Source organism: Paraburkholderia suaedae (genome assembly GCF_040812055.1).
Classification (GTDB): domain Bacteria; phylum Pseudomonadota; class Gammaproteobacteria; order Burkholderiales; family Burkholderiaceae; genus Paraburkholderia.
On sequence record NZ_JBFOAH010000013.1, the window covers coordinates 22,160 to 45,647 of the forward strand.

The 23,488-nt window shown below is 63.4% G+C and carries 21 protein-coding genes; 10 read left to right on the top strand and 11 right to left on the bottom strand.

Going from position 1 to position 23,488, the window contains the following annotated elements:
* Positions 1 to 233 precede the first annotated feature (233 nt).
* The gene (locus ABQJ48_RS18550) at positions 234 to 773 is read left to right on the top strand and encodes a YbaK/EbsC family protein (protein ID WP_367839612.1); all 540 of its coding nucleotides are present in this window, start codon (positions 234 to 236) and stop codon (positions 771 to 773) included.
* Positions 774 to 938: 165 nt separating this feature from the next.
* On the opposite strand, the gene ABQJ48_RS18555 is transcribed toward ABQJ48_RS18550, so the two are convergent.
* From ABQJ48_RS18555 to ABQJ48_RS18575, 5 genes are all read right to left on the bottom strand, one after another.
* Complete coding sequence (locus tag ABQJ48_RS18555; RefSeq protein ID WP_367839464.1) at positions 939 to 1,529, bottom strand: BPSL1445 family SYLF domain-containing lipoprotein; 591 nt, start codon at positions 1,527 to 1,529, stop codon at positions 939 to 941.
* 247 nt (positions 1,530 to 1,776) lie between these two features.
* Positions 1,777 to 3,159, bottom strand: coding sequence for an FAD-binding oxidoreductase (locus ABQJ48_RS18560; protein ID WP_367839465.1), 1,383 nt, complete (start codon positions 3,157 to 3,159; stop codon positions 1,777 to 1,779).
* Between the two features lie 1,719 nt (positions 3,160 to 4,878).
* Positions 4,879 to 5,952, bottom strand: coding sequence for a hypothetical protein (locus ABQJ48_RS18565; protein WP_367839466.1), 1,074 nt, complete (start codon positions 5,950 to 5,952; stop codon positions 4,879 to 4,881).
* 222 nt (positions 5,953 to 6,174) lie between these two features.
* The gene (gene pdeM / locus ABQJ48_RS18570) at positions 6,175 to 6,846 is read right to left on the bottom strand and encodes a ligase-associated DNA damage response endonuclease PdeM (RefSeq protein WP_367839467.1); all 672 of its coding nucleotides are present in this window, start codon (positions 6,844 to 6,846) and stop codon (positions 6,175 to 6,177) included.
* Positions 6,843 to 9,488: a ligase-associated DNA damage response DEXH box helicase gene (locus ABQJ48_RS18575; RefSeq protein WP_367839468.1), complete on the bottom strand. Its 2,646-nt coding sequence runs from the start codon at positions 9,486 to 9,488 to the stop codon at positions 6,843 to 6,845. Before ABQJ48_RS18575 ends, pdeM begins: the two co-directional genes overlap by 4 nt.
* Positions 9,489 to 9,702: 214 nt before the next feature.
* Between ABQJ48_RS18575 and ABQJ48_RS18580 the strand changes: the two genes are divergently transcribed.
* Both ABQJ48_RS18580 and ABQJ48_RS18585 read left to right on the top strand, forming a co-directional pair.
* Positions 9,703 to 10,575, top strand: a complete 873-nt coding sequence (locus ABQJ48_RS18580) for a carbon-nitrogen hydrolase family protein (RefSeq protein WP_367839469.1) — start codon at positions 9,703 to 9,705, stop codon at positions 10,573 to 10,575.
* A gap of 166 nt (positions 10,576 to 10,741) precedes the next feature.
* Complete coding sequence (locus tag ABQJ48_RS18585) at positions 10,742 to 11,095, top strand: FKBP-type peptidyl-prolyl cis-trans isomerase (protein ID WP_367839613.1); 354 nt, start codon at positions 10,742 to 10,744, stop codon at positions 11,093 to 11,095.
* Between the two features lie 358 nt (positions 11,096 to 11,453).
* On the opposite strand, the gene ABQJ48_RS18590 is transcribed toward ABQJ48_RS18585, so the two are convergent.
* A complete protein-coding gene (locus ABQJ48_RS18590; RefSeq protein WP_367839470.1) occupies positions 11,454 to 11,690 on the bottom strand; it encodes a hypothetical protein in 237 nt (78 codons plus the stop codon).
* Between the two features lie 53 nt (positions 11,691 to 11,743).
* Positions 11,744 to 12,049 carry a hypothetical protein gene (locus tag ABQJ48_RS18595; RefSeq protein WP_367839471.1) on the bottom strand — a complete coding sequence of 102 codons (306 nt, stop codon included), beginning with the start codon at positions 12,047 to 12,049 and terminating at the stop codon, positions 11,744 to 11,746.
* Between the two features lie 354 nt (positions 12,050 to 12,403).
* Here ABQJ48_RS18595 and ABQJ48_RS18600 point away from each other — a divergent pair, with 354 nt between their 5' ends.
* The 4 genes from ABQJ48_RS18600 (at position 12,404) to cls (ending at position 15,809) form a co-directional block, all read left to right on the top strand.
* Complete coding sequence (locus ABQJ48_RS18600) at positions 12,404 to 12,742, top strand: hypothetical protein (protein ID WP_367839472.1); 339 nt, start codon at positions 12,404 to 12,406, stop codon at positions 12,740 to 12,742.
* Positions 12,743 to 12,957: 215 nt separating this feature from the next.
* Positions 12,958 to 13,878 carry an H-NS histone family protein gene (locus ABQJ48_RS18605; protein WP_367839473.1) on the top strand — a complete coding sequence of 307 codons (921 nt, stop codon included), beginning with the start codon at positions 12,958 to 12,960 and terminating at the stop codon, positions 13,876 to 13,878.
* Between the two features lie 22 nt (positions 13,879 to 13,900).
* The gene (locus ABQJ48_RS18610) at positions 13,901 to 14,386 is read left to right on the top strand and encodes a hypothetical protein (protein WP_367839474.1); all 486 of its coding nucleotides are present in this window, start codon (positions 13,901 to 13,903) and stop codon (positions 14,384 to 14,386) included.
* A gap of 160 nt (positions 14,387 to 14,546) precedes the next feature.
* Positions 14,547 to 15,809 (top strand): cardiolipin synthase, encoded by a 1,263-nt coding sequence (cls, locus tag ABQJ48_RS18615; protein WP_367839475.1) that lies wholly within the window; start codon positions 14,547 to 14,549, stop codon positions 15,807 to 15,809.
* Positions 15,810 to 16,151: 342 nt separating this feature from the next.
* Here the strand turns inward: cls and ABQJ48_RS18625 are convergent, their stop codons facing one another.
* The 3 genes from ABQJ48_RS18625 to ABQJ48_RS18635 form a co-directional block, all read right to left on the bottom strand.
* Positions 16,152 to 16,694: a hypothetical protein gene (locus tag ABQJ48_RS18625; RefSeq protein ID WP_367839476.1), complete on the bottom strand. Its 543-nt coding sequence runs from the start codon at positions 16,692 to 16,694 to the stop codon at positions 16,152 to 16,154.
* Between the two features lie 117 nt (positions 16,695 to 16,811).
* Positions 16,812 to 17,459 (bottom strand): response regulator, encoded by a 648-nt coding sequence (locus ABQJ48_RS18630; protein ID WP_367839477.1) that lies wholly within the window; start codon positions 17,457 to 17,459, stop codon positions 16,812 to 16,814.
* Positions 17,456 to 18,871 carry a cache domain-containing protein gene (locus ABQJ48_RS18635; protein WP_367839478.1) on the bottom strand — a complete coding sequence of 472 codons (1,416 nt, stop codon included), beginning with the start codon at positions 18,869 to 18,871 and terminating at the stop codon, positions 17,456 to 17,458. Before ABQJ48_RS18635 ends, ABQJ48_RS18630 begins: the two co-directional genes overlap by 4 nt.
* Positions 18,872 to 19,157: 286 nt before the next feature.
* Here ABQJ48_RS18635 and ABQJ48_RS18640 point away from each other — a divergent pair, with 286 nt between their 5' ends.
* Positions 19,158 to 19,355: a DUF3311 domain-containing protein gene (locus ABQJ48_RS18640; protein WP_367839479.1), complete on the top strand. Its 198-nt coding sequence runs from the start codon at positions 19,158 to 19,160 to the stop codon at positions 19,353 to 19,355.
* Positions 19,352 to 20,833, top strand: a complete 1,482-nt coding sequence (mctP, locus tag ABQJ48_RS18645; RefSeq protein WP_367839480.1) for a monocarboxylate uptake permease MctP — start codon at positions 19,352 to 19,354, stop codon at positions 20,831 to 20,833. The genes ABQJ48_RS18640 and mctP overlap by 4 nt, the downstream gene beginning before the upstream one ends.
* Positions 20,834 to 20,986: 153 nt before the next feature.
* Here the strand turns inward: mctP and ABQJ48_RS18650 are convergent, their stop codons facing one another.
* Entirely contained in the window at positions 20,987 to 22,228 is a 1,242-nt protein-coding gene (locus ABQJ48_RS18650; protein WP_367839481.1) for an NAD(P)/FAD-dependent oxidoreductase, read from the bottom strand.
* 435 nt (positions 22,229 to 22,663) lie between these two features.
* On the opposite strand from ABQJ48_RS18650, the gene ABQJ48_RS18655 reads away from it, so the two are divergent.
* Entirely contained in the window at positions 22,664 to 23,479 is an 816-nt protein-coding gene (locus tag ABQJ48_RS18655) for a DUF3348 domain-containing protein (RefSeq protein WP_367839482.1), read from the top strand.
* The last annotated feature ends 9 nt before the right edge of the window (positions 23,480 to 23,488 follow it).

Here is a 23,488-nt window from a genome sequence, read left to right on the forward strand (position 1 = left end):
CTCGCGTGCGCTACGCCGCGTACGCGCCGTTGACTGGCCCTGACGCAGTGTTCGCACCGGGAGTTCCGCAAAGCTTGTGCCTGTGACTATACAAGCGAAGCGCCGGGCTTACGCGGTCGACGTTCGTGGTCGTGGCAAGCGGGCGTCGGACCTTGCCGCCGCCGCGCCGTCGACCACGCGCGGCGAGGCGTGCCGGTAGAATGCCAGGGGATCCTCAGATAACTTTGCTCACTATGCACTCGCATGAACTCGTCAAGCAGCTGGAAGTCATTGCACCGGACCAATTGGGCGCGTACTTGCCTGCGCATGTCGTCGAGCAGTTGCCGGCTCGGGGCGTGACGGTTTTTACCGTCACCGACGACGCGTCCGACACCGCCGCATTCAGCGCGCGCTATGGCTTCGGTCTCGAAGACTGCGCGAACACCATCGTGGTCCGCTATAAGAAGGAGGGCGCCGAGCATTACGCGGCGCTGGTCTCGCTGGGCGCGCGACGGCTCGACATCAACGGCGCGGTGAAGGCCGCGCTAGGGGCGCAGCGGCTCTCGTTCGCCAGGCGGGAGCAGGCGGTCGAGCACAGTGGCATGGAATTCGGCGGGATCACCGCATTCGGCTTGCCGGCCGACTGGCGCGTGCTCGTCGATGCCGCGGTGCTGGAGCGCCCGCAGATCGTCATGGGCGCAGGCGTGCGCGCGGCCAAGCTGCTGCTCGCACCCGACGTGCTGCGGCAGTGGCCGCGTTGCGAAATCGCGGCGCTGACGCTGCCGCTGGAATAGCGCGGAGCACGCGTCGTGGGCGTTGTGCGTCGAGCGTCGAGCGTGTCGATGTCGCTGGCGCGCCGCAACGGAGGCGGGCATGCCGTCACGCACGCTGGGGCTGCCCGGCCGCGATGTGACGTGACGGCAAACACCGTCAGTGATCCTGACGATTTCGAATGACTGTCAGATGATCAGACGCGAAACTTTGGTCCCTTCGAGCGACACGCCGGCCATCAGGCCGCCGTTCGTCAGCACGAATGCTTCGACAGGCCCCGTTGCCGTGGATGTGTCGACTGCGCCGTTCGCGCCGACCTTCAGCACGGCGACGGTCGCGTCCGCGCCGGCCGCCCATCCCTGGCTGTGCAGGAATTTGTCCAGTGCTTCCTGGGTCATGAACAGGAATATGAGAGCTTTGGACTGCGCGCCGATCTGCAAACCGAACGAGCCCGCGACCGTACTGTAGTAACCGGTCGTCTGGCCGTTCACACGCAAGGCCCCTTCGCCATACTGCCCGCCGATCCAGAAGCCCGCCGAGATCACGGACGGAAACACGAGCACGCCCCGCGCTTTCGCGACCAGCTCGCGCGAGCCGTTGACGTTTTCGTAGAGGCGCGCGAGCGTCGAGTCGACGCCTGCGTTGATCGTCTCGCGCTTGCCGGCGTTGGCTGCGGGCGAGGCGCTGGAAGCCGGCGAAGTCGTCGTGCAACCGGCGAGGCCGAGGCCTGCAGTGGCCAAAGCAGCGCTGCCGGTGAGGATGAACTGTCGTCTGCGCATGATGATTTTCCTTTTGACTTATAGAGGTGGCGGGACCTGCATCGATTCGACTCGTTCTATCTGCTTGCGTTCGCATGCGGGCCGTCACGGCCAGCATTGGAATGTTTGCTACTGAGCAGATAGCGTGCCCGAACGCGCCGCCTGCGCAGCGGCAGCGCAATTCGCGCAATGCGACGGGGAATCGCGCATACGGGCGCGCGATTCCCCGTTGAACTGACGTGAGCCACCTCACGCAAGCCAGGGCAAGCTAGGCGGCCGGACGAATGTTCTGATTGCAACGAAACAGATTGTGCGGATCATAGCGGCTTTTTACCGCGACGAGCCGTTCGTAGTTGGGCCCGTATGCATCGGCGACGCGGCCGCCTTCTTCCTGCGTCATGAAGTTCACATAGACGCTGCCGAGCGCGAACGGCGCAGCGGCATCGAAGAAGGCGCGCGACCATGCGATGCAGCGCTCGTCGTCGCCGGCATCGTCCCAGCGGCCATGCACGTTCATCGCGTACTTCGTGTCGCGGCTCGGATAGGCCGTGGCCGCGACCGCGACGCGTTGCGTTTGCGCGCCTAGCTTCCCGAAGAAAATCTCGCACTGAGGCGACGGAAGATCGCCGATCGCCTGAAGCAGCGCGTCGATCAGGCCGTCCTCGATATGGGCGAGGTTGTGCGACTTCCAGTAATTGCGTGCGCCAGGCGCGAGCAGCGGATCGAACGCCTGCTGCCACGCCACGTAAGGCATCGGGCCGAGATGTTCGCCGAGCGGCGTGCCATAGCCGCGCACCGGTTGCACCGCGGACGGGCCGTCTTCCAGCGGGCCGCTATAGCACATCGCGAAGATGAGCACCGGCTTACCGTGCACGTCGGGCGGCAGGAACGGCAGGGGCGGCGCCAGCCGCGCAACCGCCCAGACGCTGAGTTCATCAGGGCTTTCGGCGGCGCGGTATTTCATCAGCGCGTCCTTTGCCTGTTCGATGGGCAGGACGACGAGGCCGCCGTAGACGAGCGGGCCGACCGGATGCAGCTGGAATTCGAATAGCGTGACGACGCCGAAATTGCCGCCGCCGCCGCGAATCGCCCAGAACAGATCCTCGTGCGAATCCGCGCTGACGTGCAGCAACTCGCCGTCGGCGGTAACGATGTCCGCTGACCGCAAGTTGTCGACTGTCATGCCGTACTTGCGGCTCAGCCAGCCGAAGCCGCCGCCGAGCGTCAGGCCCGCGACGCCCGTGGTCGAGTTGATGCCGAGCGGCGTAGCAAGCCCGAAGGCCTGCGCTTCGTGATCGAAATCGTGAAGCGTCGCGCCGGGCTCGACGTAGGCCCGCTGCGCTACCGGGTCGATACGCACGGATTTCATCGACGACATATCGAGCACGACACCGTCATCGCACAGCGCGCTGCCTCCTATGTTGTGACCGCCGCCGCGTATCGCCAGCGGCAGGTCGTTGTCGCGCGCGAACGCGACGCCGCGGCGCACGTCGGCGGCGCCCGCGCAACGCAGGATCATCGCCGGATGCCGATCGATCATCGCGTTCCAGATGCTGCGCGCCTGATCAAAGCTGGCGTCGCCGGGGCGCAGCAACTGCCCCCGGATCGTCGATCTCAAGTCGTCGATTGCACTGCTGGAAACGTTGACCATGGCTTACCTCGTGGGAAAGTGTATGCAGCAAAGCCAAGCAAAATGAAAGCGTATTGAGAGCTTGGTGTGCGTCCAGTAAACGGGGCCGTCCCGTCAAGTCAAACACAGGTTTACCCGCGCTCGCGGCGGTGTGCGCGCGAGCGCTCGCGCGACAAGCATCGACGGCCCCCCCCGGCCGCGCCGACGCGTGCCGATGCCGTGGATAATTGAAACGCATTGGTAAAACTTTGCGCGAGCAAGTGTTGGTGTGCGCCGCGCTGATGGTCGCGCGGCGACACTTGGCGCGAGCCCCGCGTATCTGTGCAATGCGTGGGGTCTTCCGCCCTTCATGAGCGGACCGTCGCAATGGCTGAGTTGGCGTGGTGGTCCGCAGCAGGCGGGGCTTGTAGCTGAAGAGGATGGATGCGTGCGGCGACCATGCTGCCGGATCTTTCCGGTGCATGCGGGGTGCAACTGCTCGGGACCCCATCCATTGCGATTGCGCCACCAACATCGATTGTTCGGACGGAAGCATCGGTGTTCGTTCGGTGATCAAGCCGCGATGTGCGGCTGTCGCCTGATTCGCGTTTTGCGTTCACCGGTCTTTTTCCGAGTAACAGGGTGATGACGTATCCGCGACTGTTTTTGAGTGCTATTCCGCACACAAACGCACGACTGTCGTCAGAGAGCGAGTGCCATCAAACAGACACGTGCGCAGTGGATCGCTTTTCCATCGCAGCACGCATCAATTCAACGACACGCTAACCCTTGGCCGCTCCGCACGCCGACACATAAGATTTGTTGTCGGTTTTCGTTTTTGCAATTAAGTGACCGGAAAATCGGAACGAAATAGTTCGGAGTGCGTAGATATCTATAGAAATTCCCGGCGTTAGATGCGCTCTTCAAGCGGCGCTTCGTGACAACCGGCGATACCTGAACCCCTTGGCATTGATTTGCAATAGCCCATTGCGTGGGCTAACGCACGGTCATCGCGTGGCGCTGCGCATAACTTCAACGTCCATCAGGCCTTGCTGTGCCGTTCTAACGAAGAGCTTCGCGCGCAGCCAGTTGATTCTTTCGAATAGCGCCAAATCGGACCGGAATTGCGCGCGAGAGAGAAGCCATCTGCGATGCGCTTTTGCATCGCATGACGCAGCGTCGACTGGGCTTTGAATTTTTCGTTTTAACGGTGAACAGAAATTCGTTCGTTGTTCGGACCGGTCACTTTATATGAATAGTTAGGAGAGTGAAATGAAAAAGCAAAGCGGGGACGCGCGGGCGCTGGGAACGTGCAAGGCCGTGTTGGCCGTCGCGGTGGGTCTGTACGCGGCGATGGCGGGCGCTCAAACGAATCCGGCGCCATCCGATGCACGGTTGCCGGGTTCGACGCTGGTGCTTGCGCAGACATCGTCGGGCGGCTGTCCGGCGTCCGGCTTCCCTGGTTGCAGGCCGCAAAGCGATGCCCTGTTCACGGGCGGCGGCCGCGGGGCAATTGCTGCGGCGAATGTGGGAACGACGGCGAGTGCGGGGCCGCAAGGTGGGAATGGAACCGGCACGTCCTCGGCGGGGTTGGGATCGGGCAACAATGGCGGTGTGAGCAACTCGGGCTCGGGTGGACTGGGAACGGGCAGCACCGGAAGCGGTGGCGGCAATGCAGGCGGGAAGGGCGGTGGCACGGGTGGTGGTTCCGGCAGTGGTTCTGGCGGTGGTTCTGGTGATGGTGGTGCGGGCAACGGCGGCTCAGGTGATGGTGGATCGGGGACCGGAGGCGACGGCGGCAGCGGTGGTGATGGTGGTGATGGTGGCGACGGTGGACATGGACATGGGCACGGGCATGGCGACGGTGGTCATCATGGCGACGGCGGTCATGGGCATGGCCATGGTGGTGATGGAGACGGTGGCCATGGCGACAGTGGCCATCATGGTGATGGCGGTCATGGGCATGGCCATGGTGGTGATGGAGACGGTGGCCATGGCGATGGTGGTCATCATGGTGATGGTGGCCACGGCCACGGTGGCAAAGGTGATGGCGGCCACGGGAATGGTGGTGGAGACAGTGGCCACGGCGACAGCGGTCATGGCGACAGCGGCCACGGTCAGAGCGGCCACGGCGATGGCGGTCGCGGAGACGGCGGTCACGGCGACGGCGGCCAGGGCGATGGTGGCCATGGCGATGGTGGCCACGGCGAAGGCGGTCACGGCGACGGCGCCCATGGCGATGGTGGTCACGGCGACGGCGGTCATGGTCAAAGCGGCCACGGCGAAGGCGGTCATGGCGACGGCGGTCACGGTCAAAGTGGTCGCGGGGAAGGCGGCCATGGCGACGGCGGTCATGGTCAGAGTGGCCACGGCGAAGGCGGTCACGGCGACGGCGGTCATGGTCAAAGCGGCCACGGCGAAGGCGGTCATGGCGACGGCGGTCACGGTCAAAGCGGTCGCGGGGAAGGCGGCCATGGCGATGGCGGTCACGGCGACGGCGGTCATGGTCAAAGCGGCCACGGCGAAGGCGGTCGTGGCGACGGTGGTCATGGCGACGGCGGTCATGGTCAAAGCGGCCACGGCGAAGGCGGTCATGGCGACGGCGGTCACGGTCAAAGCGGTCGCGGGGACGGCGGCCATGGCGATGGCGGTCACGGCGACGGCGGTCATGGTCAAGGCGGTCGCGGCGAAGGCGGCCACGGTGACGGTGGTCACGGCGACGGCGGTCATGGTCAGAGCGGCCACGGAGACGGCGGCCACGGCGACGGCGGCCACGGCCCAAGCGGCCACGGCGAAGGCGGCCATGGCGACGGCGGTCATGGCGACGGCGGCCACGGTGGCGGCTTTGGCTCAGGCCACGGCGGCGGCTTCGGCGGCGGCTTTGGATCGGGTCATGGCGGGGGTTACGGCGGCGGCCAGGGCGGTGGTCACGGCGGTGGCAACCACTGAACCAAAGCAGCCCTTCCGCAGGAAGAAGCGGAGGCCGGCAGTCCCCGGTCTCCGTCGCAAACCAGGCGAAGCCAGACCAAGCGTAACGAGTGGACGGCCCCCGTCCACTCACCTCACCGCAGCACCCAACTCAATCACCCGCTCCTGTACCACCAGAAACACCTTCTCTCCAGTCGCACGTCCTTCATCGCGCGCGCCCCCGGTAAAGCTTCCAAAAGCCGGCAACACGCCACAGTCCAAACCGAAGCGGAAACACGGCACCCGCACGGAATCCGTGCGCGTCGAGAGCCGATAAACCGGATGCAGATGACCCGCAAGCACGTACGCATCCTCGACCCGTTGCGGATGATGACACAGCGCCCACGGCCCAATAACCCAAGGCTCCTGCACATACTCGACACACAACGTCTGCGGCAGCACACCCGCATGCCGATCGTGATTGCCTTCCACCAAGACGACCCGTAGTCCCGCATGCCGGGCGCGCCATGCATGCAACGCATCGAGCGTCTGCGTCGCATGCGACTCGCGCGCGTGTAGCAGGTCGCCGAGAAAGACCAGCATCGCCGGCTCGTATTCGGCGATCAGCATATCGAGGCGCATCAGATTGTCGGCGCTCGAGCCGACCGGCACCGGGACGCCGCGCGCGCGAAACACCGCATCCTTGCCGAAATGCGCATCGGCGACGCACAGGCAACGCAGCACCGGATCGAAACAGGCGCGCAAGTTCGACAATACAAGCGGATGGCCGGCGATCTCGACGGTCAACGAAACAGCCTTCATTTGCGCGCTGCCTTTTCGAGTTCGGCAAGCATCCGCTCGACGCGGTCCGCGAGCTTCTCGGTACTCACCTTCTCGCGCAAGCGTCCGACGATCAACGGAAATGCAAACGGCGTCGGCTTGCTGGGCCGGCTCACGACCACGCGGCTCGCGTTCATGCGTTCGAGCGCGATCCGAATGCGCTGCGCGTCGAGTTCCTGCAGCAGCACTTCGTCATCGGCCTGGTTGAGCAGCAGATTGCCGCTATCGTGATTGCGGAAGATTTCGTAGAAGAGCCCGCTCGACGCCTGCAACTGCCGCGCGCTTTTTTGCTGTCCGGGATGTCCCTGGAACACGAGTCCCGACACGCGCGCAATCTCGCGAAAACGCCGCATCGAGAGTTCCGAAGAGTTGAGGCTCGCGAGAATGTCATGCTCCAGTTCGTCGAGTGACAGCACGCCGCCCTGCAATTGCGCGGCCCAATCGAAGGGTTGTGCAGAAAGCAGTTCGAATCCATAGTCGTTCATGGAAATCGAAAAGGTGCCGGGCCGTTCGCGCGAGGCACGCCATGCGAGCAATGCACCGAGGCCGATGTGCGCGGTACGACCCGCAAACGGATAGCAGAAGAAATGATGTCCCTCGCGCGACTTCAGCAACTCGACCACCAGCACACCAGGTTCGGGCAAAGCCGACCACTTCTGCTGCAATTCGAGCAACGGCCGTACCGCGCGCATTTCCGGCTCGTCGTAGATGCCGGCGGCGGCGCGTGCGAGCATCGCCAAGGTCGCGTCGGCGAGTTCCGACGACAGCGGCATGCGACTGCCCGCCCATTGCGGCATCGCTCCACGCGACGAACTCGCGCGACGTACCCACGCGGTCATCTCCTGCACGCGGATCAATTCGAGCGCGCGCCCGCCGAAGGTGAAGACGTCGCCGGGTCTGAGCCGCGAAATGAACGACTCTTCGATTGCGCCGATTCGTCCGCCCGTCAGATAGGCGACATTCAACGTGCCGTTTGCGACGATCGTGCCGATGTTGTTGCGATGCCTGCGCACCAGGTCCTCGCGCGGCACACGGTACAGTCCGTCGCTTTCGCGTACTACGCGGTGATAGTCGGGATAGGCGCGCAGCGCCGCGCCGCCGCCTTCGACGAAGCCGAGCGCCCAATCGAACTCCGCTTGCGTCAGTTGCCGGTACGCGTAAGTGCCGCGAATTTCACTGTACAGATCACGCGCATCGAAGCCGCCGCCGATCGCCACGGTGACCAGATGCTGCACCAGCACATCGAACGGTTTGTCCGGCGTTTCGCGGCCTTCTATGCGACGTTGTTCGACGGCCTCGCGTGCGGCGGCGGCTTCGACCAGTTCGAGCGCATGCGTGGGCACGATCGTCACGCGCGACGGACGTCCCGGCGCATGCCCCGAGCGTCCCGCGCGTTGCATCAGACGCGCGACGCCCTTGGGCGAACCGATCTGAAACACGCGGTCGACGGGCAGGAAGTCGACTCCGAGATCGAGGCTCGACGTGCACACCACCACTTTCAGCAAACCGTTCTTCAGTCCACGTTCGACCCACTCGCGCACTGTCTGATCCAGCGAGCCGTGATGCAGCGCGATTCGTCCGGCCCATTCGGGCCGCGCTTCCAGCAGCGCCTGATACCACACTTCGCACTGCGAGCGGGTGTTGGTGAAGACGAGCGACGTTTGCGCGTCGCCGATCGCGTCGGCTACCGCGCCGACCTGGCGCATGCCCATATGACCGCCCCACGGAAAGCGCTCGATGGTCTCGGGAATCACCGTATCGACAATCAGCGTTTTGGGCAGCGCGCCATGCACGCTCACGCACGGCGTCTGCACGGACGCGAGCAATACGTCGGCGGCAAAGGCCAGGTTGCCCAGCGTCGCCGACAAGCCCCACACCTGCACATCGGGCCGCCAATGAACGAGACGCGCGAGCGCGAGTTGCGTTTGCGTGCCGCGCTTGTTGCCGAGCAGCTCATGCCATTCGTCGACGATCACGAGGCGCACGTGTGCGAGTACATCGCGCGCGTCGGGCCGCGTGAGGATCAGTGTGAGGCTTTCGGGTGTCGTCACGAGCGCCGACGGCATGCGCCGGTTCTGCCCCGAGCGTTCGGCGGATGACGTGTCCCCGGTGCGCAATCCGACGCTCCAGGGCACCGCAAGCTCGGCGGCCGAACTCTGCAACGCGCGGGCGGTATCCGCGGCGAGCGCGCGCATCGGCGTGATCCACAGCACGGTAAGCGGTTCGGGCTGCGTGCGCGCGGAGCCCTTGCGCGCCGGCGCTCTGTCAGACGAAAAGGCGGCCAGCGCGCCGAACCACACGGCCCATGTCTTGCCGGCTCCAGTGGTCGCGTGCAGCAAGCCGCTCGCCCCCCGGCCGATTTCCAACCACACTTCACGCTGAAATTCGAACGGCTGCCAACCGCGCGCCTGGAACCACTCGTTGAGTTTGTCGGCGAAGGGGCGGCGCGCGGCGGCGTCGTCGAGCGAAAAGGCGATCGGCTCGAAAGCCGGCTCCTGCGCGTCGAGCCGTGCCTGTTGTTCGCGGCTGCGCGGAATTCGACGCGGCCGGGGCGCGCGGCGTGATGCAGGCACGGCCGCGGGCCCGGGAAGGACGGGCTCGTCGGGATCAACCGGTTCGGTCATCGAAAGTACTCTTTTGAGTCGGAGCGATCTGTAATTCAACGGCTCGCCGTAGATCTCTGTGTGGACTGCATACCCTGCCGGTGGTTCACGTGCGCAGGTTCACACTGACTTTGGGCACAGTCCATGACTAAATGCGCGGGGCCGCGCTCCCCCGCATTGCTGCGTTGAACGCCCAGGGTGCATTGCAACGACTCATCTACTATGGAGTTCGCATTTGAATCCTTTACAGACATCGCTGCCGCAGACCTCGTTGCGAATCGCGGCAGCACAGGCACAAGCGGTCTGCGGCGACGTGGCGGCCAACATCGCCAGAACGGTCGAACTGACCGATATCGCCGCCGGGCACGGCGCGAAGCTGGTGGTTTTTCCCGAAAAATTCCTGAGCGGTTATGAACCGGACCTGATTGCCGGCGACCCCGCGAAGTACGCGTTCGATGCGCACGATGCGCGGCTCGACCCGATTCGCGCGAAGTGCCGTGAGCGCGGGATCGCCGTGATCGTCGGCGCGGCGACGCGGGGTCCGGGCAAACGAGGTGCTCTGCAGATTTCGTCGCTGATTTTCAGCCGGTCCGGCGATCAGCTCGAGCCTTATCACAAGCAGTATCTGTTCCGCAGTGAGTCGCGGAACTATCAGTCCGGCTCGCAAGGCTGCATGCTGCTGCAACTCGAGGGATGGCGGCTTGCTCCCAGCGTATGCTACGACTCGGGCTTCCCGGAGCACGCACGGCTTGCGGCGGTCAATGGGGCGCACGGGTATCTGGCGAGTGGGCTCTTCAGGGCAAAGACCGGCTATCACCAGTCGCGCATCTGGTTCCCCGCCCGTGCTTTCGACAACACGATGTACGTACTGCTGTCCAATCATGTCGGCATGACGGGCGGCTGGGCCACCTGCGGCGCGAGTGCCATCTGGAACCCCTACGGCGACGTCATCGCGCAAGCGGCCCGCGACCGCGACGAGGTGATCACCGCGCTCCTCGATCCAGACGTACTGGCTGACATCCGTGAGCGAGAAACGGTACTCGCGGATTTCACTGCGCGCAGTGAGGCGCCGCCGGTGGGGCGATGTGTGGTTCAATGCCTCGATTGAAACGCCGGTGCAGAGCTTTCATTTCTTCGTAGCCGGTTATATAGGGCACGCGAGCCGACGGTTCGCAATAGACGATCCGCTACAATGGCGCGGATTTCCCAACTGGAGACTTGCTTTGAAATCTATCGTTGCTTTGATTGCCGCGGCTGTTCTTTCCACGACGGCAATGGCCGCCGCGACCGTCACCGAGAAACTGCCGTCCGGCGTGATCGTCGAACATCTGACGCAGGGCAGCGGCGCCCAACCGACAGCGACCGATGTCGTGAAGGTCAACTATCGCGGCACGCTGCCGAACGGCACTGAGTTCGACAGTTCCGCAAAGCATGGCGGTCCGGCGACCTTCCCGCTCAATCGCGTGATTCCGTGCTGGACTCAGGGCGTTCAGAAGATGAAAGTAGGCGGCAAGGCCAAACTGACCTGCCCGGCTGCAACCGCTTATGGCGACCGTGGCGTCGGTCCGATTGCGCCGAACACCGACTTGACGTTTGAAGTGGAACTGGTCGATATCGTCAAACAATGACGCTCGACATGTTCTGAGAATTGAACCCCGCACGGCTGACCGCTGCGGGGTTTTTTCTTGGGGCGGCAAATCGCCGCTGACAGTTCGGTGTCCGTCATGAATGGGAAAACAGTGCAGTGGGGGTTGCCGCGATCGGTTTCGCCGGCAAGGGCACGGAAAACTTTCTCGATCTGCTCAAGGTAGCGGAAGTGCGCACTGCTCCCGACATTCGCCTGAACTAAAGACGTTGTGCCTGTGGACCGCGGATCGCGCGAATGAACGGATGTAAGACGATGAAAGGCGCGCCGCCGCAAACAGTTCCTTGAAGTTGCCACAAGAATTGAGCGGCGGCCCGCCGGAGTCGGCGGGACCGCCAGGCTTATTGCATCTTCGCCTGCTGACGCTGCGCGGCCTCCTCCTGGGCGTGTTTCTTCGCCACATGCCGTCCCACGATGCATCCGCCCACGGCGCCGACTACCGCGTGGTGGCCGGCATAATGCCCCGCGACGCCGCCCACGACCGCGCCCTTGAGGCAGCCCGCGGCGTTCGCCGTGCCGGTCATCGCGCAAGTGAGTGCCACTGCCGCGAGAGCAACTTTAATAAAACCAGCTTTCATCTGAAAGTACCGTGTGGTTGAGATGCCCGAAGGTGGAGCGATTGGATTTATTTTCAATAGCCACCCCAGCGATTATGTTCCCGCCATTCATGTTCGCGCCACGATTCCCGGCGCCACTCATGTTCCCGCCATTCGCGGCGCTCACGCCATTCCCGCGCACGCCAGCCTCCATCGTCACGGTAGGCGACAGCAACCGGCGCTCGCTCGTATGCTACCGGAGGGCCGATATAGACGGACGGGGCTGTCTCGACCGCTACCGGCAAGCCTGGCCCAACGGCCACATCGACGTGCGCCGAGGCGGCGCAAGAGGCCGCCAGAATCGCCAGACCGAGTGCCGCGCCAATGATCTTCCTGTTCATCTTCGTTCTCCCTTGCGCGTCGAAGCGCGATGCCGCCGGTTGATTCCCTGTGAATCAGCGTGCCGCTGAATACGGTCCTAAGTGTAGAAGCGCGGCGGGGACAGAGGTGAAACAGTGCTGCGAGATCCGTAACGCACAGTTACGGCAGTCCTCGCCTACGTTTTCGTCGCTTACAAACGGGTTCTGCCTGGCTGATGGCTGGCGTCTCGGAACTCGACGCTTCGAAAGCTCCCGCTCGAATGAAAATGAACTGCTGTCCTTTGAATATTCGAATGCTTGCCTATAGTAGAAACGGCCATTGCTGAGAAGCACAGCTAGCGCCTTTTCGTTGATGCCGGTCCCGGGGAAACACGAATGACACCATCGAATGCCGCGATCTATCAGTCTCATACTTGCACGCCGGCGTCGCTACGCACGCTCGCCGGCTATCTTGAACTGGCGCTCGACAAAGGGAAAAGCGTGGTTTTGATGCGGATCGGCGTCCAGGTGCGCAGCGTTTATGTCGGCGATCCGTCGGGTTCGCTGGACGATATGTCGGATTCCGGCGTGATCGATGCATTCCAGGCGGACGAGATGCTGGCGTTGACGCGCCTCGGGCTCAACCGGATAACAGCGGACGGACAACAGTACCGCTTTGTACGTAGTGTGCGGTACATAGCCGATCGCCAGGCCGTTGTTTTTACGCCGACGTGAACTGCGGTACTCGCGGAGTTGCAAAGGCAAATAGAAGAGTGTGAAGGAAAGGTAAAGAAAACGAACAAAGATTGGGCAATTGAGTAGTGAACCTGAAAGTTTGTTACCTGCAAGCGACGTTATTAGGCCGCTCGGTGTCCGAAAGGCCACATTGATCTGCCTTTCTTCTTTCATTCATGGCATAGTTCGACGATTACCACCTACGGAGGAATCAAATGCCAACGTTAGAGCAAATCCAGGCAAAGCTCAAAAAACTTCAGGCGCAAGCCGACGCGCTTATTGCCAGGCAAACAAAAGTCGTCGTCGACGAGATTCGGGACCTGATGCTCAAGCACGGCCTGACTACTGAGGATATCGAGGGCAGCGCCAAAGCAACGCGTTCGGCGCGAGGGCTGAACGGTCATGCCGGAAATGAGAAGTCGAAGAACATGGGCACGGTCAAAGCGGCCAAATACCGTGACCATAAAACCGGCGCTACCTGGACGGGCCATGGCCGCGCACCGGGCTGGATCGCCGGGGCCAAAGACCGCAGTCGATTCCTGATCGAAGGCGCAAGCGAACCTCAGTCCGAGGCAAAAGCCGCGGTGTCGGGTGCAAAGCGCACCAAGGGTCAGCCGAAAGGCGCGCAGCCGCCCAAGTACCTCAATCCGAAAACCGGCGCAACCTGGAGTGGTCGGGGTCCGGCGCCCGCATGGCTTGCAACCGTCAAAGACCGCAGCAAATTCCTGATTGACGGCGCAACCGCCGCGCCGGGCAGTGTTGGGCAGAAAGGCGCAAAAAGCGCAAAAGGCACAAAAGGCGCAAAAGGCGCAATAAAGGTTGCTACTAAAGCGGCCACGAAAGCCGGTAAAGCCAGGTCGGCGGCAACGAGTGGTGCAGTGAGCAAGAAAGCCGCTGCAAAGAAAGTCGTGGCGAAAAAGGCTGCCGCGAAAAAGGCCGCGGCGGGGACCAGGAAAGTAGCGGCAAAGAAAGGCGCCGGCAAAACCGCCGTAAAGCCCGCCGCTAAAAACACCACTGCAAAGAAGACGGCAGCGAAAGCGGCCAGGAAAGCGCCGGCTCGCAAAGCTGCTGCGAAAACTGCCGCGCCCAGCACTGCGGCAGCGCCGCAAACCGCCCAGGTTGAAGCCAGCGCATGAGCGCCATGGAGCCATGAAATAGATGCCAGGCCCGATCGAAGCACCCCGGCAGGAAGATCTGGTCGTCCTGCTGGACTCGGTTCCTCATCCGGCGGCCGACGCCGCCGAACCCTTCATTGTCGCGAGCGAGCGGCGCGTGATTCTCGCTTATCCGATTGCGGAGACCGACTTCGATCGGTTCGGACCGTTCGATCCCGACGACGATCCCTTCTGCACGGTGCTGTTTGCAGACGCTCTGTTTCATCGGCTGGGTCCGCCGGGCGACGTCGATCTCGACATTCATCCACTAACGCGCCAAGGTTTGTCCGGCTATTCGGCGCATGAAGTCGAGAATTCGTCGCTGGCCGCGGAAATCGCGGCGGTCGGATCGGCAGGCCCGGCGCAGCGCCATTTCGTGATTACGTTTCAGGATTCGACGTTCGAATGTGTGGCGTCGGACTATACGGTGGTAGGCGTCTATGGCGCGGGTGAAATTGCCAGCCGGGAAGCGTTCTCACTGGTCCGATAAGCTTCAACACGTCATAAAAGCGGAGGTTGCAAAGCGGGTTGCGCAATAGGCATGCGCAATGCTTGTCGCTGTCGTGGTTAAAGCCGGACCCGGTCCGGCACTCTCCGTCAAACTCAGGGACGCGTAGACGGCGCCCGGCCGATTAGCCTGGAAACCGCGTATGCTGACTATTCCCATCACCGCGCTCGTCACGCTCGTCATCATATTGGTGATCGCGAATCTGTCGAGCGGCGAGAAGAAGATCGAACACAAGATCGAGCGGCTCTATGCGAGCGACGATCCGCAATTCCTGCGCTCAATGGGATTGCTACTGGGACCACCGGTCATCTCCGGCAATCGTTTCGAAATGCTGCTCAACGGCGACGGCATTTTTCCGTCGATGCTCGACGGGATTCATGCAGCGCGCAAAACCATCACGTTCGAAACGTTTATTTACTGGTCCGGCGAAATCGGCGAGCAGATCGCTCATGCGCTCGCCGATAAGGCGCGTGAAGGCGTCGCAGTTCATGTACTGCTCGACTGGGTCGGCTCTTCCAAAATGGACAAGCGCTATCTGGAGTTGCTGCGCGTAGCCGGTGCGCAAGTGATCCAGTATCACAAGCCCCATTGGACTGGCCTGGGCCGTATGAACGATCGCACGCACCGCAAGCTGCTGATCATCGACGGGTGTGTCGGCTTTACCGGCGGCGTAGGCATCGCACAGGAGTGGACCGGGCACGCGCAGGACGAGAAGCACTGGCGCGATACGCATTTTCGTGTAGCGGGTCCGGTGGTCGGTCACATGCAAGCTGTATTCATGGACAATTGGGTCAAGGCGACCGGCAACGTACTGCACGGCCCTGACTATTTTCCGCACGTCGAATCGGCAGGCAACGGTCTCGCACACATGTTCAGCAGTTCGCCGTCGGGCGGCAGCGACGACATGCAGTTGATGTACCTGATGGCGATTACGGCGGCCACGCGGAGCATACATCTCGCGAGCGCGTATTTCGTGCCCGACAAACTGACCATCAACGCAATCGTGGAAGCAGCAAAACGCGGCGTGAAGGTGCGGATCATCACGCCGGGCAAGCGCATCGACACGCATACGGTGCGCGAGGCGTCGCGCGCCTGCTGGAAAGACCTGCTCAAAGCCGGAGTCGAAATGTACGAGTACCAGCCGACCATGTTTCATTGCAAATTGCTAATCGTGGACGAGTATCTGGTGTCGGTCGGCTCGACCAATTTCGATAGTCGTTCATTCAAACTGAACGACGAAGCGAATCTGAACATTTACGACCGCGATTTCGCCAGGCAGCAGACCGCCACATTCGCGGACGATATCGCGAAGTCGCAGCGCGTCACGCTTGAAGCATGGCTGCATCGTCCCCTCACCGAGAAGCTGATCGAGAAGTTCGTCTGGATGCTGGACACGCAACTTTGAATGAAACACAGCGACGGCGTAGTGCGCCAAATCCGATTCACTGGCACATCGCGCCACTCAGATACGCTTGAACAGCGCAAGGCGTAGAACGCGCGCCGCCCTTGGCTTCGGCGTCCAAGGGAAGGGCAAGCATGGCTCTGGCGCGTCGGTAAGCCTGCGCGAAGCCGCGCAATTCCTGGGTGATCGGCCGATCATCGAGCCGACGCCGCGACAGGGCACCCGCGATGCATCGTTCAATCAACGCGAACTGGCTATCGATGGGAGCTTCGCGGCTCGATCGTGGCCTGATGGCGCGGTGTCGTCGAGCCACCGCGTGTCGGTTTGCGCCGCTTGCCGCATGCGCTAGTTGCCGGGGTCGAGCACCGGCTTGTCCGGGTCCGCAAGTGTCCTGTAGGGCAGTCGCGCGGCGTGCGGATCGGTCGTCGTATTGTCGATCACGCGTTCGACATCCGCCGTTTTTGCCAACTCGGCGAGGAAGGCGTGCTTGTCGAAGCCGGGCGTCACGCAGCCTTCGACATAGATGAAGCGGCGTTGCAGCGTGAGCCACAGGGTCGACTGTTCGCGCCAGTGCGTGGCGACGTTCACACTGGCGAGACGCCGCGCAACGGCCTCGGCGATTTCGGCGTCGTACAGATAGGCGTTCGGCAAACGGCAGCGGCCCTCGATCCAGCAGCTATTGCCGCGTTCTATTCGGTAGTGACTGTCGTCCAGCCATTCCTTCTGCGTTTGCAGCGGACCGAGCGGCGTGGGGCAGGCGGCGATTGCATTGGAGATCTGAAAGAACGGGTCGTGGCCGCGTTTGACGCGCGCCTGTTCGGCATGAACGTGGGCGACGCCGATGACGATCAGCAGACTGGCGAGCCGCGGTTTGATCAGGCGATTCATCCTTGAGCGCTCCGGTGCTGGGCGGTGAGGCGCGAAGAACACTCTTTGTCGTGCGCTCATTATCGCGCGCGGTCCAACGTGTGTCGCGCCACTCGACGCATCGACGCGCTTAGCACCTCAGCGCGTGGCGCGCCGGTTCTCCACCGCGAATTTGATCAGTTCCGCCTGCCCTTCGATCTCGAGCTTGCGCTTCAGATTCAACCGATGCGTCTCCACCGTGCGCACGGACAGATCGTTGCGTTGGGCGATCTGCTTGCTCGACAAGCCTTCGGCCAACGCATCGAGAATGTCGCGCTCGCGCGGCGTCAGACGTTCGACCGGCGATTGCATCGCCGACGCCTGAATCAGCCGTGCGCCCAGTCCGGCGCTGAAAAACGTTTTGCCGTCGAGCACTGCGCCGATCGCCTGAATGATTTCGGTGGCGGGCGAGTCCTTCAGCACATAGCCGCTCGCGCCGGCGCGAACCGCCTGGGTCACGTATTCGAGGTTGTCGTGCATGGACAGCATCAGCACGCGAATCGCGGGAAAGCGTTCGTGAAACAGGCCGGCGAGCGCGATGCCGTTCATGCCGCGCATGCCGACGTCCATCAGCACCAGATGGGGCGTCTCGTCCGCGGCGAGCGCAAGCGCCTCCTGCGCATTGCCCGCTTCGCCGACCACGACGAAGTGGCGCACGGCTTCGAGGCGCGCGCGCAAACCGTCGCGTACGAGCGGATGATCGTCGACGAGAAGCAGGCGCGCGATGGCGGCGGATGGATCGTTCATGGCGATATGTCCTGCAAGGGCGAGAACGGCGCGTCGGATGTGTGGAGCGGCACGCGCGCGGTGACGACAGTATGGCCCGCTTGCGAAGCGAGCGACAGCGTGCCGCCGAGCGCTTCGAGCCGCTCGCGCATATTGCGCAGCCCCACGCCCGAACGTCTGCCGACGAAAGCGTGCGTCACGTCGAAACCGCGGCCGTCGTCCGCGATCGTCAGCGTGACCGTATCGTGCGAGATTTCCAGCGCCAGTGCCGCGCTCGACGCTTGCGCGTGACGCACGATATTGGTCAGCGCTTCCTGGGCGATACGAAAGAGCACGGTGTTGACCGCATCGGGCAACGTCGCTGCATGCGTGTGCGTGATTTGCGTGAAGCCGAGCTCGATGCCGGACTGCTCGCTGAGTTCGCGCGTCAGTTGTTCCAGCGCGGCGGCCACGCCGAGATCGTCGAGCATCGACGGACGCAGCGCGTGAGATATGCGCCGCACTTCGCGCAACGTGTCGCCGAGCCGCACGAGACTGGTGGCGAGCGCCGCTTCGGCGGCGGGCACGCGCGTCTCGCTGCGCTCGAAGCGCGCCAGCGCGGACTCGAGCAGCAGCTTCACGGACACCATCATCTGACTGATGCCGTCGTGCAATTCACGTGAGAGGCGCGCGCGTTCGTTTTCCTGCGACTGCACCACCTGCTGCGCGAGCCGCTTCAGTTTCGCGTCGGCGCTACGGTACTCGGTGACGTTGAGCACCAGTGCGCACAGCGCGATCACCGCGAGCCCGGCCACCGCGATCGCGTCGATCCATTTCATCGTGCGATCGATGTTGGCGGCCGCGCGCGCATCGATATGCGCGAGCGTCGTGTCGACATCGTCGAGATAAATGCCGGTGCCGATCATCCAGCCCCAGCGCTCGAGCGGCACCACGTAGCCGAGTTTCGATGCGACTTTGCCGGTCGACGGACGGTGCCACACGTAGCGCACGTAGCCGCCGCCGCGCGCGGCCGCGGCGAGCAACCGCTGGATAGTTGGCACTCCCTGGCTGTCGCGCAGCGACCACAGATCGCGGCCGACGAGGTCGGGCTCGCGCGGATGCATCAGCGAACGGCCGTGCATGTCGTAGACGAAGAAGTAGCCGTCCTTGCCGAAATCCATCTTCTCCAACACATCGAGCGCGCGCATGCGCAACAGCGCGTCGTCGCGTGCGTTGTCGCCGGCCGCGTCGTAGAGCGGTGCAATCGCCGTGGTGGCGAGCTCGACGTAATGCTTGAGCTCGATTTCCTTGCTCGCCATGTACGCAGCCTGGGTAGTCGCGTGCTGCGTTTGCGCGAGCGCCGTGGCTTCCCGGCGCACGCCGGTTTCGATGCTGGCGATGGCCACCAGAAACGGCACGATCGCCAGCAGGACAATCTTGGCTTTGAGTTTCATCGTTGAAAAGCTGCCGACCGGCTACGTGGTATTACGTAGCCGGCTTACGTAGTTGCGCGCTTGTGAGGACGCTCACGAAGGCGAATACTACATCCCCGCAACGTACCGCGCGCGGCGGCTCGTTGCGCGTTGCCGCAAGCGCCGCCGCATGGCAGGGCCGCCGCGATGTTCTTACCGGGCGGCAGACGCCTCTATCCGGTTGATTGCCTGAAAACGGCTAACCGGTTTTCCGCACGCTGGGCCACGAGCGAGGCGTGCGTGTCGATAATAGACTTAGGAGATGTTCGTGGAGACCTCCCCATCCGAGGGCCGCTCATGGCTCTGGCTCATTTTGCTGATTCCGTATGTCGCGCTGTTGTGGCTGCCGTTCTATAACGACACGCATCCGCCGTTGTTCGGCTTTCCGTTCTTCTACTGGTATCAGTTTCTGTGGGTGCCGTTGACCTCGCTGCTGATTTACATCGTGTATCGAGGTGTCAAATGAACGATCTGAATCCCGTCAACCCGGTTGCGATGACCGTATTCATCGCGTTCTTCGTGCTCGTTACCGTGATCGGCTTTTTCGCCGCGCGCTGGAAGCGCGGCGACCTGACGCAACTGCACGAGTGGGGGCTGGGCGGCCGGCAGTTCGGCACGATCATTTCGTGGTTCCTCGTGGGCGGCGACTTCTATACCGCGTACACGGTGATCGCGGTGCCCGCGCTCGTGTATTCGGTGGGCGCGTATGGCTTTTTCGCGTTGCCGTACACGATCATCGTTTATCCGTTCGTGTTCGCGGTGATGCCAAAGTTGTGGAAAGTGGCGCACGCGAAGAACCACATCACGGCGGCCGACTATGTGCAGGGCGAGTACGGCGGCAAGTGGTTTCCGGGGGCGGTCGCGCTGACCGGCATCGTCGCGACCATGCCGTATATCGCGCTGCAGCTGGTGGGCATGCAGGTGGTGATCAAGGGACTCGGCGTGAGCGGCGAAATGCCGTTGATCGTCGCCTTCGTGATTCTCGCGCTCTACACGTATGCAAGCGGCCTGCGCGCGCCGGCGATGATCGCGTTCGTCAAGGACATCATGATCTACATCGTGGTGATCGCGGCGGTGTGGCTGATTCCGGCCAGGCTGGGCGGCTACGCGCACGTATTCGACATGGCCGATGCGCACTTCAAGGCGAAGGGCGGCGCAACCGGCATCATTCTGAAGCCGACGCAGTTCACCGCGTTCGCGTCGCTCGCGTTGGGTTCGGCGCTGGCGGCGTTCATGTACCCGCACACGATGACGGCGGTGTTGTCGTCGGCGTCGGCGAAGACGGTGCGCAAGAATGCGATGTTCCTGCCGGCGTACACCTTGCTGCTGGGTCTGATCGCGTTGCTGGGTTATATGGCGATTGCCGCCGACGTGAACGTCAAGTCGGCCTCCGACGTCGTGCCGGCACTGTTCGGCACGCTGTTTCCGGCGTGGTTCGTCGGTTTCGCGGCTGCGGCGATTGCAATCAGCGCGCTGGTGCCGGCCGCGATCATGTCGATCGGCGCGGCGAATCTGTTCACGCGCAATCTGTGGCGCCCGCTGGTGTCGCCGAATATCTCGCCGGCGGGCGAGGCTTCGACCGCCAAGATCGTTTCGCTCGTCGTGAAGTTCGGCGCGCTGCTATTCATCGTATTCCTGCCAACGCAGTATGCAATCGACCTGCAATTGCTCGGCGGCGTGTGGATCCTGCAGATCTTCCCGGCTATCGTGTTCTCGCTGTACACGCGGCGCCTGAACACGCCGGGTCTGTTCCTCGGGTGGATGGTGGGCATCCTGATCGGCTCCGGGCTCGCGATCTCGCAAGGGCTCAAGCCGGTGTATGCGCTGCACTTCGGCGATACGTCGTATCCGGTGTATATCGGCCTGATCGCGCTGGTGGCCAATATCGTCGTCAGTTTTGCTGTGTCGGCGCTGTCGCCGCGCAGAACGGCGGTCACGGCCTGATCCTGGTGCGTGTCCGATAAAACGCCGCGAAGCAATCGCTTCGCGGCGTTTTTTATGGGCGTTCGCAGCGGTTGCCTTGGGCGCCGGCGCAGCGTCGCAGCGGATTGCGATGGATGCGTGAACGACGAGGCCCGCACGCGCCGCCAAGAGCCTCTAAGCGCCTTGGAACCGCTCTATCCGAAACGGCTGCGGGTCGACGAGGGTCGGCTCGCCGGTCATCATCTCGGCGATCAGTCGGCCCGTCACCGGCCCGAGCGTGAGCCCGTGATGCGCGTGGCCGAACGCGAACCACAATCCCCGATGTTTTTTCCCGGACCCGATGACCGGCATCATGTCCGGCGTGCAGGGGCGACCGCCCATCCACGGTTCGGGGTCGAGGCGCTCGCCCAACGGGAACAGGGTGCGCGCGATCGGCTCGACCGCTTCGAGTTGCGTCGGCGTTTTCGCGGCGTCACGCCGCGCGATTTCCGCGCCGGTGGTGAGGCGGATGCCTCGCGCCATCGGCGCAAGCAGATAGCCGTTCTCGACATCGAGCACCGGATGATTCAGCCGCGCGGACTGTCGCGGCGCGTAGTGCATGTGGTAGCCGCGCTTGACGGCGAACGGCACGCGATAGCCGAGCCGCGAACTCACGCGATCCGACCACGGCCCCAACGCGACCACCGCCGACTCGGCCTCGATCGTTTCGGAGTCCGTATCGACTTGCCAGCCTTCGCGAAGCGTGTCCGCGTCGCCGAAAAAGAACCGGCCGCCGAGTGCTTCGAAATACTTCGCGTAGGCGGTCACCAGCGCGTTAGGGTCGCTTACAGAGTCGGATTCGGGGTAGCGCAGGCCGCCTGGCAAGCGCTTGTCGAGGTCGGGCTCGACCTGCTGCAGCCGTGCCGCATCGAGTGTTTCGAAAGCGACGCCGTACTCGCGATGCCATTGTTCGGCGAGACGGTTTTCCGCGTCTCGTACCGCGCCGCTGCGAAACACCTTGATCCAGCCGATCGGGCGCAATAACGCGCTCGCGCCGGCAGCGTCGGCGAGCGCGCGGTGTTCGCTCACGCAATGTTCGATCAGCGTCGAGTAAGACTTCGCGATCTCGGCGTGCCTTCTCGGGTGGGAATTGCGCCAGTACTGCCAGAGAAACGGCGCGGTCTTGAGCAGCGCGTCGGCATGGTAGCGAACGTCCGGCGACTGGTTGCGCGCGTAGCGCAGCAGGGTGCCGAGATCGCGCGGAAAGGCATACGGATAAACGCCCTCGCGCTGAATCAACCCGGCATTGCCGAACGATGTTTCGTTGCCGGGCAGCTTGCGATCGACCAAAGCAACGCGGCGGCCGCGTTTCTGTAAATGGACGGCGACGCACACGCCCACGATGCCCGCGCCGAGCACGACGGTATCGAATTTCATGCTGCCTGTTTGCCTCGCTTGAAGTCGGGGGTTCGAAGATCGCGGCGATCGCGTCGACTCACGTGCGCTTTGCCGTGCTAGCGTGACGGCCTTTTGTTTTCGCAGGGGGCGTCGGCTTGCTTTTTGCGGCGGGCAGTCGACGCGCCGTCGGCGGCCGGTCGCGCAGCGGGGTTTCATCTTACCGTGATCCGCCAGGGAAGCCACTGGCTTCGTGAGCGACATCCGCGGCAGGAGCAACGATCGGGCAACGACTTTAGAAGGTGCACGGTGGACGCACTGCAAGCGCGCACGAGCCCGCATGGCCGGACCCGCCGCAAGACCCGTGCGAGCGCCCGTCAGCTACCTTCGAACCCGCTTCCCGACCACTCGCGGACCGGTCGACATCGGCACCCGGCTCGTCAGCGTGTAAACTGCTGACTTTTTGTCTCCGGTGGTATGTTGCAAGTCCCCCAGCGAACAACGCTCAGCGGCCCGGCGCTCGTTCGCTTACTGGCGCGTGTGGCGGATGTCGAAATTCCCGAATCCAGGCAATCGCTGTCGGACCGGCTGAGTCAATGGCTCGGCTGGACCGACGCGATTGCGTTGTCGTCGGCGCTTAACGGCAGTCCGCCCGCCGTCGCCGGCGGTGCGCGCGTTGCCGGCAGCGCCGCAGAAGGCGAGTGCGTGCGTCTGCGCAGTTCGCTGACGAAGGCTGTAGTCGGCGACCGCGTGTTCGCCACTGCGCGCTCCGATGGACGTGCGCCGATGCAGAAGCCCAAGCAGACGCACGTGCCGATGCAAGGCACCGCTGAGGCGCCGGTCGATTACGCGGTGTTCCGTCAACGCTACCAGGCGATCCAGCAGTCGATGGAAACCAGCATCGCCACGCTGCGCAGCCGGCTGCGCGGCATGCTTGCAGCGAAGACGCCGGCGCTGGCCCGCCTCGCGGCGCTGGACGCCGTGATGGAGCGCGCGCTCGGCGAGCGCGAGCGCACTCTGCTGGGCGGGGTGCCCGGCATGCTGGCCCCGCACTTCGAGAAGTTGCGCGAGGCCGAGCAGCAAGCGCTCGCTGCCAGGAATGCCGAGTCCGCCGACCGCACCGGCTGCGACGCCGCAGCGCAGACCCCGCAAGCCTCCGCCAACGTCGCGCCGCTCACCCCCGGCGCATGGCTCGACGTATTCCGCAAGGACATGCAAAGCGTCTTGCTGGCCGAACTGGAAGTTCGTTTTCAACCGGTCGAAGGGTTGCTCGTGGCCCTTCGCACCCGCTAACTGAGACAC